Genomic DNA, 13,244 nt, shown 5'->3' with positions numbered 1-13,244 from the left:
CTGTACATATTGATTTTTATCTCTCTCAAGATTTTTCTTTTTTATCCGAAACTTGGATCCGAGGTCGTCTGAAAAGTGCTATCGCCCTGCTCTTGGCAGGGTTAAAACCATTTGCTTTATAATTGCGATTGATATAGATTATCTAATTCATACTAAATCATTATGGTATTCCCAAAGGTCGTCTGAAACCGCCCTACTCCGTTTCAGACGACCCCAGCCATAACATAAGCAACCCCTTAACAGAGGCAATCAACAATGAAACGCGATTTAAGCAAAATGACCTGTATTGAAGACCTGCGCCTTGTCGCCAAGCGCAAAATGCCGCGCATGTTTTACGATTACATCGATTCAGGTTCTTGGACGGAAACCACCTACCGCGAAAACACTTCGGATTTCAAAGACATCCGCTTCCGCCAAAAGGTATTGGTCAATATGGAAGGTCGTAGTTTAGAGACCAAAATGATCGGTCAGGATGTGAAGATGCCGGTGGCGATTGCACCGACAGGCTTTACCGGCATGGCGCACGCCGACGGCGAAATCTTGGCGGCGCGGGCGGCGGAGAAGTTCGGCATTCCGTTTACGCTCTCGACCATGTCCATCTGCTCGATTGAAGACGTTGCCGAGAACACCAGCGCGCCGTTTTGGTTTCAGCTTTATGTGATGCGCGACCGCGAGTTTATGGAAAACCTGATTAAGCGCGCGAAGGATGCCAAATGTTCGGCATTGGTATTGACCGCCGATTTGCAGGTTTTGGGCCAACGCCACAAAGACATCAAAAACGGCCTGTCCGCACCGCCGAAACCGACCATCGCCAATTTAATCAATCTGGCGACCAAGCCCGAATGGTGCATGAAAATGCTGAACACGGAACGCCGAACGTTCCGCAATATCGTCGGACACGCTAAAAACGTCGGCGATTTGTCTTCACTGTCTTCGTGGACGTCCGAACAATTCGACCCGCGCCTGAGCTGGGACGACGTCGCCCGCATTAAAGATTTGTGGGGCGGCAAGTTGATTATCAAAGGCATTATGGAACCTGAAGATGCGGAAAAAGCAGCGAAAAGCGGCGCGGACGCATTGGTCGTTTCTAACCACGGCGGCCGCCAGCTCGACGATACCGTATCCTCGATCAAAGCCTTGCCCGACATCGTCAGCGCAGTCGGCAGCGACATCGAAGTGTGGATGGACAGCGGCATCCGCAGCGGTCAGGACATCCTCAAAGCATGGGCTTTGGGCGCAAAAGGCACGATGATAGGCAGGGCGTTCCTCTACGGCTTGGGCGCATACGGCGAAGAAGGTGTTACCCGCGCGCTGGAAATCCTGTATAAAGAAATGGACGTCTCCATGGCGTTTACCGGCCATCGCAATATTCAAGACGTTGACGCCAGCATCCTGCAAAGCACGCGCTGGTCAAACGATAAGTTCTGATTGTTTTTAAACACCAAACCGGCGATTAAACAAATTAACTGCCGGTTTGCTTTTTCATATAAAAAGGTCGTCTGAAATACGGTTTCAGACGACCTCATCATTATCAGGCATTCATCTTGTCTTCAAACGCCGCCAAAATCCGCGCGACTTCTTCCGCGTCTTTGACTGCCCTTACCGCATCAAACAATTCCTGCGCTTCCCCAAATTCTTTCTTCATCATGCCCAGCCATTGTTTCAGGCGGGCGACGGGGTATTTGTTGTTCGCTTCTTTGGCGAGACACAAATGGAAAAACTGGTTTATCCACACCGAAACTTCGGCGAAATCGGTATCGCGGACGGTTTCGCCGTTTTCGTATTGTTTGATTTGGCGCGCCAAATCGGGGCGGATGACGGCGCCGCGACCGAGCATGACACTGTTGCAGCCCGTCATCTCTTTAATGCCGATATAGTCTTTGAGGCTGAACACGTCGCCGTTGGCGGTTACGGGGATGGCGACGTGTTCGCGGATTTTGCGTATCCACTCCCAATGTGCGGGCGGTTCGTAGCCTTCGACTTTGGTACGCCCGTGTACGGTCAGGGCGCAGGCTCCGCCTTCGGCAATGGCGGCGGCGCATTCGAGCGCGAGGCTTTTGTCTTCGTAACCGAGCCGCATTTTGCCGGTGAGCGGGATGTGTTCGGGCAGGCGTTGGCGCAGGGTTTTGACGATATGGTGGATAAGGTCTGGCTCTTTGAGCAGGACGGCGCCGCCTTTGTGTTTGTTGACCGTGGGGGCGGGGCAGCCGAAGTTGAGGTCGATTTTGTCCGCGCCGAAGCGGACGGCTTCCAAGGCGTTGACCGCCATATTGTCGGCATCGCTGCCCAAAAGCTGGACGGTACAGGGCGTGCCGGCGGGGGTCTTGTTGCCGTTGGCGATTTCGGGGGCGTATTTGAGCCAGGTGGAACGGGAATGGACGGTGTGGGTAATGCGGACGAACTCGCTGACGCATTCGTCGTAGCCGCCGATACGGGTCAGCAAATCGCGCATCACATCGTCCACCAGCCCCTGCATGGGCGCAAGGATAAGCTGCATATCGGAGGAGGTCGTCTGAAAAAAGGAAATGCGTATTGTAGCGGTATATCGGTTAAAATACACGCTTTCCACGAAGAACTGACCGCCGCCATTGCCGAACTGCCTTGATTTCCCGATTTTGATTTTTCAGACGACCCCTTTTCAGACGACCTCATCATGAACCCGAAAATTCCCGCCACAGCAGCCATGTTGGTCAAAAATTCGGAACGCTATCTGACCGAAGTATTGACCGCGCTTCAAGACTTCGACGAAGTTTTGCTGCTCGACAACGGCTCTACCGACCGCACCTTTGAAATCGCCGAACGCTTCACCAACGTCAGTTATTACAAATACGACTTCATCGGCTTCGGTCCGATGAAAAACCTTGCCGCCCGCCTCGCGCAAAACAATTGGATATTCAGTATAGACAGCGACGAAGTGGCAGACGGCGAACTGATTGCCGCCATCCGCAAAGCCGTGGCGGAAAACAAAGAACAAAACATCTTCTCGCTCTCGCGCCTGAACCACTACAACGGCCGCCTGATCAAAGCCTGCGGCTGGTATCCCGACATTATCCCGCGCCTTTACCACCGCCGTTTTACCCGTTTTTCTGACCGTCAGGTACATGAATCGCTGATCTTGCCGCCCGATGCAAACGTCCGTCCGCTCGAAGGTCGTCTGAAACACTATTCCTTCGAAAACGCCGAAGGGCTGATTCAGAAAATGCAGCAATACAGCTCGCTCTACTCCGAAGAAAACCGCTACAAAAAAGACAGCTCGCCCTTCAAAGCCCTGTTGCACGGCAGCGTATCGTTTGTCAAAAACTACCTGCTTAAACGCGGTTTCGCCTACGGCGCGGACGGCTTGACCATTTCCATCGCCAATGCGCAAGGTTCGTACTACAAATATGTCAAACTTTACGAGCGCAACCGCAATATCAGCGTCGCCCTGATTGTAACCACCTACAACCGCCCCGACGCGCTGGAGCTGGTTTTGAAATCCGCGCTCGCGCAAACCCGCCTGCCCAACGAAATCATCGTCGCGGACGACGGTTCGCGCCAAGACACCGCCGAAGTCGTTGAGTTCATCCGCAGCCATACCGACATCCCCGTCAAACATTCTTGGCGACCGGACGACGGCTTTCGCGCCGCCGAATCGCGCAACCGCGCGCTGGCACAAGCAAAAAGCGACTACATCATCCTTATCGACGGCGACATGATACTCGACCCGTCCTTCGTCGCCGACCACCTCAAGCTCGCGCGTAAAGGCAGGCTGGTACAAGGTTCGCGCGTCATTCTGACCCAAGAGCGCACCGAAGAAATTTTAGATTCCGGCGAATTGCCCTATTTGTCCGCGTTCAGCCAAGGCATAGAAAAACGCCTGTCCGCCCTGCGCTGCCGCAGCCTGTCCGCCCTGATCGGCAGACAAAGCAGCCGCAAACACAAAGGCATCAAAACCTGCAATATGGGCTTTTTCCGCAGCGATGCGCTGGCCGTCAACGGCTTCGACAACCGTTTCGTCGGCTGGGGACGCGAAGACAGCGAGTTCGTCGCCCGCCTCTTCCATAACGGCATGAAACGCCACAATCTCAAATTCGCCGGCATCGCCTACCACCTCTGGCACCACGAAGCCGAACGCGACGCCCTGCCGCAAAACGACGCGCTGCTCAAAGCTACGCTATCCGAACAAAAAATCCGCTGCGAAGACGGCATGGACGAGTTTATAAAATAAACCGTTTTACGCGCATCTCCCCTCAAACGTCGTCTGAACGCTTTCAGACGACGTTTTACCTTCAAGCAGCCGCCAGCCCATCAAATCTTTACTGAAACCAAACACTTGCGGTGTTATACTATCAATACAACGACAAACTACTCACACACTACGGTTACACATCATGTCCCCCCGCCCGATTACCATCACCTCATACAACATGCACAAAGGCATGTCCGCGCTCAACCGCAAAGTCCAAGTGGACAGCATGGCGGAAGAGCTTCGCGGCATAGGCTCGGATGTTCTGTTTTTGCAGGAAGTGCAAGGTCAACATCTGACCCGCAGCAACAGGCTGGCAGACTTCCCCGAACAACCGCATTACGACATCCTCGGCGATCGCCTCTCCTACAACCGCAGCTACGGCAAAAACGCCGTATACCCGCAACGCCACCACGGCAACGCCATCCTCAGCCGCCTGCCGCTGGAAACCCGCCACAACCTCAACATCAGCGTCAACAAACTCGAGCAGCGCGGCGTCCTCCATTGCGAAGTCCTGCCCGAAGGTTGGGACACCCCGCTCGTCTGCCTCTGCGCCCACCTCAACCTGCGCGAACCCGACCGCGCCAAACAATACCGCGCCATCTTCGAATACGTCGTGCATCACATCGACCCGCAAAGCCCGCTGATTCTCGCCGGCGACTTCAACGACTGGCGGCAAAAATCCGCCCTATCCTTAGGCAACGCCTTGAACCTGAACGAAGTATTCGTGGACAACAACGGCAAACGCCCCAAAACCTTCCCCGCCCGCCTGCCCGTCCTCAGTCTCGACCGCGTCTACACCCGCAACCTGGAAGTCCTAGACTCCCAAATCCACAACGGCAAAAACTGGCAACGCCTCTCCGACCACTTACCCTTAAGCGTCAAAGTCAGACCCAAACTGCCTTAACCGCCCCATACCAAAGGTCGTCTGAAAAACAATTTTCAGACGACCTTTTTATGTCGGCAAATCAACTTCAAGCCATCATTCAATCAACTTTAAACTCAGCAAACTTTTTACGAAATCCAATACAACCCCGGCTCGCCCGAATTCAAAAATATATAGTGGATTAAATTTAAATCAGGACAAGGCGACGAAGCCGCAGACAGTACAGATAGTACGGCAAGGCGAGGCAACGCCGTACTGGTTTAAAGTTAATCCACTATAATTTTCCGAGGTACCAAAATGCCAAAGTTATATTGTTTGGCGTCTGTTTACACATTATCGGGTTTTAGTTAAAATTATTATATAAATAATAATCATAATCAATTTATGTTATTTTGCAGCTCTAAAGAAACAAAGCATTTTGTCCGCCGTTCCTTTCCACACAATCGGTAACCTATGGATATTTTCCTTTGTTTTATCAAAATGCCCTTCCCTTTCGTGAAGCAAGCGCATCCATATCAACGGTTCTAACAAACCGTTTAATCAATTGGCTGCAATCCCATTACATTCGGTTCGCGTTTTATTTTCCGATGCCATCTGGAAGCGTTTCAGATTTCGCCTATTTTCAAGCTGTTGCGAACAAAGGAAAATCCATCATGAAACCTGTCAAATCCATCGAATTCCCCTCTACACCCAAAATATTGGTTTTATTTTTGAGTATGCTGTGGCATACACCGTTATGGGCGGAAAATACTACTCCCACCCAAAGCGTGCAGATGGATACCATTACCGTCAAAGCCCAGCGCAACCGGGATAAAAGCGGCCACTCCCAAGTCTACAGCCGTGACATTAGCAACCTGTACAAAGGAAAACAGGAAATCGAAACCTACCGTGGCAGCAGCGTAGCCGATTTAATCGGCGGTATGGCGGGAGTTTACAGCGGCGACGCACGCAACAGCGGCGCGCTCGATCCCAACATACGCGGCATTCAAGGTGAAGGAAAAGTGCCGGTAACAGTAGACGGCACGGAACAGGCAATCAGCGTATGGCGAGGATTTGAAGGCATATCCAACCGCAACTACATCGACCCGAACCTTATTAGCAGCGTGTATGTGGAAAAAGGCGCATCGGCAAACCGCGACATCCGCACCGGCATGGGCGGTTCGGTCAGCATGAAAACGCTGGAAATCGACGACGTCGTGCCGAAAGATCAAAAATTCGGCATGGAAGTCAAAATGGAAACCGGCAACAATACCATCAAACAGCGGGAATACGCCCACGCTGAAACTTGGGGTACGGACTACCGCCGTTATCCCAAACCCTATTCTTTCGACCGCATGGAATGGGCGATTATGCTGGATGACAGCGACCGTCAAAAACAACGTTTCGGCGGGCGAGGAAAATTATTTAAAGACAACGCCTTCCGCATTTCAGCCGGTATGCGCGGCGAAGTTTTTGACGGCTTGATTGCCTACGCATGGCGCGACAAGGGCAATTATTTTGCCGGAAGCAAGGGGGCGGAACGCTACGGCTACCTCTCCGACGCCAGCTCCATGACTGAGGAAGAATTTACCAAAAAAGTTACCGATATCCAGCAATATACCGCCAATGTCGGTACGTATTACCATCCGTCCGGTGAAGTGGCTAACACATCCCTGAATATGCGTTCGTGGCTGGGCAAAGGCACGTTCAAACTGCCCGACAATCAAAAAATACAGCTCGGCATACGCCATACCAACACCCGTTTCGGCGAAATCATGCCGTACAGCATCCTGTTCGGCAACATCGGCGGCAGCAAACTCAAATCCGACGGCTCTGCCCAAACCGATATGAGTAGGCTCACCAAAGGCACGCTGATGGCGGAATGGCCGCAGGCATGGGTAAAACAGACTGCCGTCAATCTCGATTACACATGGAAACCCGAAAACAGCCGCTGGATAGATTTGAAGGCGGGGATTTGGGGAACATTCAACGATTCGCAAACCAACTCCACGGGCGGCTATCCTGCATCGACCCTATTCCTCGACAAAGCATTCAACGACAAATACGCCGAAGACTGGTATTACAAAGGCAAAGAGCCGGAATGGGACAAACTGCCGCCCAACACCAACAACCGTTTTACCGTCTTCAACGCTGCCGCCTACCGCGCCAAAAACAACCGCTTGGGCATCAATTTGTCCAACCGCATGAAGCTGGCCGATACACTCGAACTGACCCTGACGGGCGATTACCAACGCGAAAAACTCAAAGGCAGCAGCGACACCAGCTGGATACTCGCCCTGCCGCACGACGAATACCGCAAACTGATGTGGGATGACCCCGAAACCACTTTAAACTCCAACTTCGCCATGACCATGCCGCGCCAAGGAAAACGCAATGAATGGAATGTCGGCTTCAACTTCAAATACGAACCGACGCCGTGGCTGACACTGAACGCCGGCGGCCGCTATACCGACTACCGCATGACCGATACCTTCGTCCGCGATTATCTGTCCAAACACCGCGACCGCTTGGAAGCAGAAGGCGAATTTAACGTATTGTCTGAAAACAGCCGCAATATCGCCGCCATCGGCAGCAGACTGGCCACTCCGGAAGAATACCGTGCCCGCATGGATTTGAAAGCCAGATATGAAGCCGCATTGAAAGCCTATGAAGAAAGTCCCGAAGTGGTGCGTACGCAAGCGGCATGGGACGCATACGACCAAAAATTTTGGGCATGGATAAAAACCCTGCCCGTACCCGATTACGCCTGGGCGCTGGAAAATATGCCCGAAGAAACGGAAAGGCGGAAAAGCGGCTACCCTGATTTCATCCCGTGGCCGCAAGAGCTGACCGATTTAAGCGAAGAATACAACAATTCAACCACACTGCCCGCCAATATAGAACAGGGCTATATGCCGCTTACCGACTGCACGACAGACCCTGCGGCAGGAAACTGCATTTATTGGAAAAACGGCGAAAACCCCGTTTCAGACGGCCGTCTGAAACAATTTGCCGAAAAAGGCATCAATCAAGCCACCGGAGAAGTCGAAAACAAATACCAAGGCGGCACACTAATCGGTGCAAAAAGCCCCGTTGCCGAATACCGGCACCTGACCGAAGAAGAACTGCGCAACTCATGGAAAAAAAGCGGCCACGCCTTCGCCCCCATGTTCTCCGCCACCGTCAAACTCGGCGACCACACCCGCCTGTTTGCCCGTTACACCGAATTCAAACGCTTCCCCAGCATGTATGAAGGCACATTCGGTTTCGGCAACCACAGCATCGCCAAACTGTTCAGCATCCCCTTCGACCGCACCCGCTACCCGCTCAAACCCGAACATGCCAAGAATTGGGAAATTTCCCTCAGCCACGACTTCACCCGCCTGTTGCCCAAAATGCGCTATGCGGACGTTCGCCTGACCTACTTCCACAACAAAACCCGCAACGTCATCGACCGCAACTATACCACCTGGCAAATCAGCAATTACGACAAACAAGTCATCAGCGGCTTAGAGCTGCAAACCCGCTTCGACAACGGCCGTATCTTCGGCGACTTAGGCGTGGTGCGCAACATGAAAAACGAAGTCTGCGACCACCGCGCCATCGAACAGCAATATGATGTGGAAATGTTTGTCCAAAAAGGACGCACTTTCCCCGTGCCTTACTGTCAAAACGGCGGCCTCACCGGCGGCTGGCTGATCAACCGCATCCAACCGCGCTGGTCGGTCGTAGCCAACCTCGGCGGCCGCTTCCTAAACGAAAAACTCGAAATCGGTTCGCGCCTGACCTTCCACAGCCGCGTCGAAGACAAACAACAGCCCTCCGCCCGCTGGCGCGACTACTACCTGCAACGCGACGGCGCAAACAGCACAGCCTTCCGCAGCGACAACGGCAACGCCAACTGGCAGCCCGTTACTGTCGTAGATGCCTATGTGCGTTACAAATTCAACAAACATTTCAGCGCAGAGCTAACGGGCAGCAACCTGACCGACCGTTATTACCTCGACCCCATGAGCCGTTCCTATATGCCCGCCCCGGGCCGTACCCTGCGCATCGGTTTGACGGGGAAATGGTAATTTCATCTAACAGAAAACAGTCTCTTTGCGTACTGGCAAAACATTAAGGTCGTCTGAAAAACAATTTTCAGACGACCTTTGGAGAAGCTCTATTTTTTAAGAAGCCAATACGCGTGGGAACAGGATTTCATTTTCCAAATGGATATGATTGGTCAAATCATCCACCATTTCGCGTGCCAATGTATACAGGCGCGTCCAGCTTCCGCAAGCGTTTTCGGGAACAGTCAGATTATTGGTCAATTCAAGCAGCTTGGCTACGGCTTGGTCGTGTTCCTCATGCTCGTGCATCATCACATTAATCGGCATTGCCGCTCCGCGACCGACGCCTTGTTTGATCATCGGAAACAGCATGCGTTCTTCCTTCATCATGTGCATCAGCAGTTCGTTTTGCATATAGGCAAGCAACTCCGGTACTTCAGCCGGAAAACTGTCGGCGTGTACTTCGGCAACTTTTTGCGCCAACGGAACCAGTTCTTCAAATTGCCCGCGGTGTACATCATGGTAGCGTTGCAGGATATGGTCGATGGTTGCACCAAACGGCGCGTTTTCCCATACGGTAAAATCAGTCATGGCAGTGTCCTTGGATTTGTATCGGGTCGGCAAATTCAGGCGACCTTTTTAAAGATGGATTTTTTATGAATGTATGAAACGAGTGAAGGATACACCTACAAAACTGATTTGTATAGATGGAACTAAAATAGATAACAAATTGAGAATAAAAGTAATTTATTTTTAAAAGGGAGACTGAAGCAGCTTGCAACCTGAATTAAAGCAATAAAAATAGCCCATCTTAATTAAGACGGGCTGTTTAGAATCTGGCAGAGAGGAAGGGATTCGAACCCTCGATACGCTATTCACGTATACACGCTTTCCAGGCGTGCGACTTAAACCACTCATCCACCTCTCTGTGGAATTAAACATATTTTATTGCCTGATATTGTATCTTAATCAGACAAATAAATCTATTCAATAAAAAATCCGGATAAGCCGGATAATTGATTTGGTGCCCAGGAGAAGACTCGAACTTCCACACCCGTGAGGATACTAGCACCTGAAGCTAGCGCGTCTACCAATTCCGCCACCTGGGCAATTAGAATGGATATAAGCAAAGCGGCGCGACCAAAAGGTTTGGTGCCCAGGAGAAGACTCGAACTTCCACGCCCGTGAGGACACTAGCACCTGAAGCTAGCGCGTCTACCAATTCCGCCACCTGGGCTTTGCTTTATTTCCTGTTTTGCGTTACAGTGATTGACTATTTCGCAAAGAAGCGGTCATTATATATTTTAGAAAAAGAATGTCAACCAATAAAATGAACAAAAATATTAAATCTTTAAATTTACGAGAAAAAGACCCGTTTTTGAAACGGGAGAAACAACGTTACGAACATCCGCTGCCAAGCAGGGAGTGGATCATTGAATTATTGGAGCAAAAAGGCGTGCCGTCGAAAATCGAAGTCTTGGCACGCGAGTTGTCGATTACGGAAGAAGAGTACGAATTTTTCGAACGTCGTCTGAAAGCGATGGCGCGGGACGGTCAGGTTTTAATCAACCGTCGCGGTGCGGTTTGCGCAGCGGACAAATTGGATTTGGTCAAATGCCGTGTCGAGGCGCACAAAGACGGCTTCGGTTTCGCCGTACCGCTCACGCCCACCAAAGACGGCGATTTTGTTTTATATGAACGCCAAATGCGCGGCATCATGCACGGCGACATTGTTACCGTCCGCCCTGCCGGCATCGACCGCAAGGGCCGCCGTGAAGGAACGGTTTTAGATATTGTCGAACGCGCGCAAAGCAAAGTGGTCGGACGTTTCTATATGGATCGCGGCGTGGCGATTTTGGAAGCAGAAGACAAACGCCTGAACCAAAGCATTGTCTTGGAACCTGACAGCGTCGCGCATTTCAAACCCGAATCCGGTCAGGTCATTGTCGGCGAAATCGAGACTTATCCCGAGCAAAACCGCCCTGCCGTAGCTAAAATCATTGAAGTATTGGGCGATTATGCCGACAGCGGTATGGAAATCGAAATTGCTGTGCGCAAACACCATTTGCCGCACCAATTCAGCGAAGCGTGTGCCAAAGCCGCGAAAAAAATCCCCGACCATGTTCGTAAAAGCGATTTGAAAGGCCGCGTCGACTTGCGCGATTTGCCTTTGGTCACCATAGACGGCGAAACGGCGCGCGATTTCGACGATGCCGTGTTTGCCGAAAAAATCGGACGCAATTACCGTTTGGTCGTGGCGATTGCCGATGTCAGCCATTATGTCCGTCCTGATGACGCTATCGACACAGACGCTCAGGAACGCAGCACCAGCGTTTACTTCCCGCGCCGCGTGATTCCGATGCTGCCGGAAAACCTGTCCAACGGCATCTGCTCGCTCAATCCCGATGTCGAGCGTTTGTGCATGGTGTGCGATATGGTCATCACTTATGCGGGCAATATTAAAGAATACCGCTTCTACCCTGCGGTTATGCGTTCGCACGCCCGTCTGACTTACAACCAAGTCTGGGATTGGATTTCAGACGACCTCGACCATCCGCACAAAGCCCAAATCGACACCCTTTACAAACTCTTCAAAATCCTTCAGAAAAAACGCTTCGAACGTGGCGCAGTGGAATTTGAAAGCGTTGAAACCCAAATGCTTTTCGACGACAACGGCAAAATCGAAAAAATCGTACCCGTGGTCCGCAACGACGCCCACAAGCTGATTGAAGAATGTATGTTGGCAGCGAACGTCTGCGCGGCAGAGTTCCTGATGAAGAACAAGCACACCGCCCTCTTCCGCAACCATTTAGGTCCGACACCCGAAAAACTCGCTACCCTGCGCGAGCAGCTCGGCTTATTGGGTTTGCAACTGGGCGGCGGCGACAACCCGACGCCGAAAGACTATGCCGCACTTGCCGAACAATTCAAAGGCAGACCTGATGCCGAATTGCTGCAAGTCATGATGCTGCGCTCCATGCAGCAGGCAGTTTACGAACCGCATTGCGACGGACACTTCGGCCTTGCCTACGAGGCATACGCCCACTTCACCTCCCCCATCCGCCGCTATCCCGACCTGACCGTCCACCGCGCCATCAAAGCCGTGTTGAACCAACAAACCTACACGCCAAACAAAAGCTGGCAGGCTTTGGGCGTGCATACCTCGTTCTGCGAACGCCGCGCCGACGATGCCAGCCGCGACGTGGAAAACTGGCTGAAAACCTATTACATGCGCGATAAAGTCGGCGAAGTTTTCGAAGGCAAAATCTCCGGCATGACCAACTTCGGCCTCTTCGTTACGCTGGACGGCATCCACATCGACGGCTTGGTACACATCAGCGATTTGGGCGAAGACTATTTCAACTTCCGCCCCGAGATCATGGCGATAGAAGGCGAACGCAGCGGCATCCGTTTCAACATGGGCGACAAAGTCAGCGTCCGAGTGGCGCGCGCCGATTTGGACACCAGCAAAATCGACCTGACCTTGATCAGCGGCGGAAGCAGCGGCAAGAAACGCCGCGCCAAAACCACCACCCAAACCGGCTCGAAAACCAAACGCAAACTGACGGCGAAAGAAATTGACGACGCGATGAAAACGCCTGTAAAACAGGAAAAACCTGCCGCCAAACGCCGCAGCAAAGCCCAACCGGCCAGCACAACAACGTCGTCTGAAAACGGCAAAAAGAAAACCGCCAAAGCCAAAACGGCAACGGAAAAAGCCAAACGCAAAGACAAAAAGCCAAGCAAAAGCGTGAAAATTAAGGTGAAAAATCCGGATACCGCGCCAACCAAGCGCAAAGGCAGAAGCAAGGCTAAATAGTTTGTCTTTTGGCTAACTTCAAAAGCTGTTTAATGGACAGGTGAGATAAAAAACGACGGTTGTTCATCATCTATATAGTGGATTAACTTTAAATCAGGACAAGGCGACGAAGCCGCAGACAGTACAGATAGTACGAAACCGATTCACTTGGTGCTTCAGCACCTTAGAGAATCGTTCTCTTTGAGCTAAGGCGAGGCAACGCCGTAATGGTTTAAAGTTAATCCACTATATTTCCACACAACCGCCGTTCCATTTCTCCTTAATTCAAGACCAAAAAGG

General features: G+C 51.8%; 7 protein-coding genes and 3 tRNA genes. 5 read left to right on the top strand and 5 right to left on the bottom strand.

Annotation, left to right across the window (positions count from 1 at the left end; genetic code table 11):
- Positions 1-255 precede the first annotated feature (255 nt).
- A complete protein-coding gene (locus AAG834_RS00790) occupies positions 256-1,428 on the top strand; it encodes an alpha-hydroxy acid oxidase (RefSeq protein WP_003779169.1) in 1,173 nt (390 codons plus the stop codon).
- 103 nt (positions 1,429-1,531) lie between these two features.
- Here AAG834_RS00790 and AAG834_RS00785 read toward each other — a convergent pair whose 3' ends face one another.
- The gene (locus AAG834_RS00785; RefSeq protein ID WP_342030954.1) at positions 1,532-2,497 is read right to left on the bottom strand and encodes a tRNA dihydrouridine synthase; all 966 of its coding nucleotides are present in this window, start codon (positions 2,495-2,497) and stop codon (positions 1,532-1,534) included.
- Positions 2,498-2,653: 156 nt separating this feature from the next.
- Here AAG834_RS00785 and AAG834_RS00780 point away from each other — a divergent pair, with 156 nt between their 5' ends.
- The 3 genes from AAG834_RS00780 (at position 2,654) to AAG834_RS00770 (ending at position 9,166) form a co-directional block, all read left to right on the top strand.
- On the top strand, positions 2,654-4,207 hold the full coding sequence (locus tag AAG834_RS00780; RefSeq protein ID WP_342030953.1) for a glycosyltransferase family 2 protein: 1,554 nt from the start codon (positions 2,654-2,656) through the stop codon (positions 4,205-4,207).
- A gap of 163 nt (positions 4,208-4,370) precedes the next feature.
- Positions 4,371-5,132, top strand: a complete 762-nt coding sequence (locus AAG834_RS00775) for an endonuclease/exonuclease/phosphatase family protein (RefSeq protein WP_342030952.1) — start codon at positions 4,371-4,373, stop codon at positions 5,130-5,132.
- 632 nt (positions 5,133-5,764) lie between these two features.
- Complete coding sequence (locus tag AAG834_RS00770; RefSeq protein WP_342030951.1) at positions 5,765-9,166, top strand: TonB-dependent receptor domain-containing protein; 3,402 nt, start codon at positions 5,765-5,767, stop codon at positions 9,164-9,166.
- 96 nt (positions 9,167-9,262) lie between these two features.
- Here AAG834_RS00770 and dnrN read toward each other — a convergent pair whose 3' ends face one another.
- The 4 genes from dnrN to AAG834_RS00750 form a co-directional block, all read right to left on the bottom strand.
- The gene (gene dnrN, locus AAG834_RS00765) at positions 9,263-9,736 is read right to left on the bottom strand and encodes an iron-sulfur cluster repair protein DnrN (protein ID WP_070514114.1); all 474 of its coding nucleotides are present in this window, start codon (positions 9,734-9,736) and stop codon (positions 9,263-9,265) included.
- A 246-nt stretch (positions 9,737-9,982) separates the two neighbouring features.
- Positions 9,983-10,073 (bottom strand) — tRNA-Ser (locus AAG834_RS00760).
- A 94-nt stretch (positions 10,074-10,167) separates the two neighbouring features.
- A tRNA-Leu gene (locus AAG834_RS00755) sits at positions 10,168-10,254 on the bottom strand.
- A gap of 41 nt (positions 10,255-10,295) precedes the next feature.
- Positions 10,296-10,382 (bottom strand) — tRNA-Leu (locus AAG834_RS00750).
- A gap of 93 nt (positions 10,383-10,475) precedes the next feature.
- Here AAG834_RS00750 and rnr point away from each other — a divergent pair.
- Positions 10,476-12,965 carry a ribonuclease R gene (gene rnr, locus AAG834_RS00745; RefSeq protein ID WP_342030950.1) on the top strand — a complete coding sequence of 830 codons (2,490 nt, stop codon included), beginning with the start codon at positions 10,476-10,478 and terminating at the stop codon, positions 12,963-12,965.
- The last annotated feature ends 279 nt before the right edge of the window (positions 12,966-13,244 follow it).

The sequence above is a fragment of the Neisseria sp. Marseille-Q2251 genome (assembly GCF_940793045.1).
GTDB lineage: Bacteria > Pseudomonadota > Gammaproteobacteria > Burkholderiales > Neisseriaceae > Neisseria.
Note: the sequence above shows the minus strand (reverse complement) of the source record. Positions and strands in the feature narration are given on the sequence as shown.

Excerpts from the sequence above, each read along its gene's own strand:
- AAG834_RS00790 (WP_003779169.1), top strand. The coding sequence starts at position 256 with ATGAAACGCGATTTAAGCAAAATGACCTGTATTGAAGACCTGCGCCTT.
- AAG834_RS00785 (WP_342030954.1), bottom strand. The coding sequence starts at position 2,497 with ATGCAGCTTATCCTTGCGCCCATGCAGGGGCTGGTGGACGATGTGATG.
- AAG834_RS00780 (WP_342030953.1), top strand. The coding sequence starts at position 2,654 with ATGAACCCGAAAATTCCCGCCACAGCAGCCATGTTGGTCAAAAATTCG.
- AAG834_RS00775 (WP_342030952.1), top strand. The coding sequence starts at position 4,371 with ATGTCCCCCCGCCCGATTACCATCACCTCATACAACATGCACAAAGGC.
- AAG834_RS00770 (WP_342030951.1), top strand. The coding sequence starts at position 5,765 with ATGAAACCTGTCAAATCCATCGAATTCCCCTCTACACCCAAAATATTG.
- dnrN (WP_070514114.1), bottom strand. The coding sequence starts at position 9,736 with ATGACTGATTTTACCGTATGGGAAAACGCGCCGTTTGGTGCAACCATC.
- rnr (WP_342030950.1), top strand. The coding sequence starts at position 10,476 with ATGAACAAAAATATTAAATCTTTAAATTTACGAGAAAAAGACCCGTTT.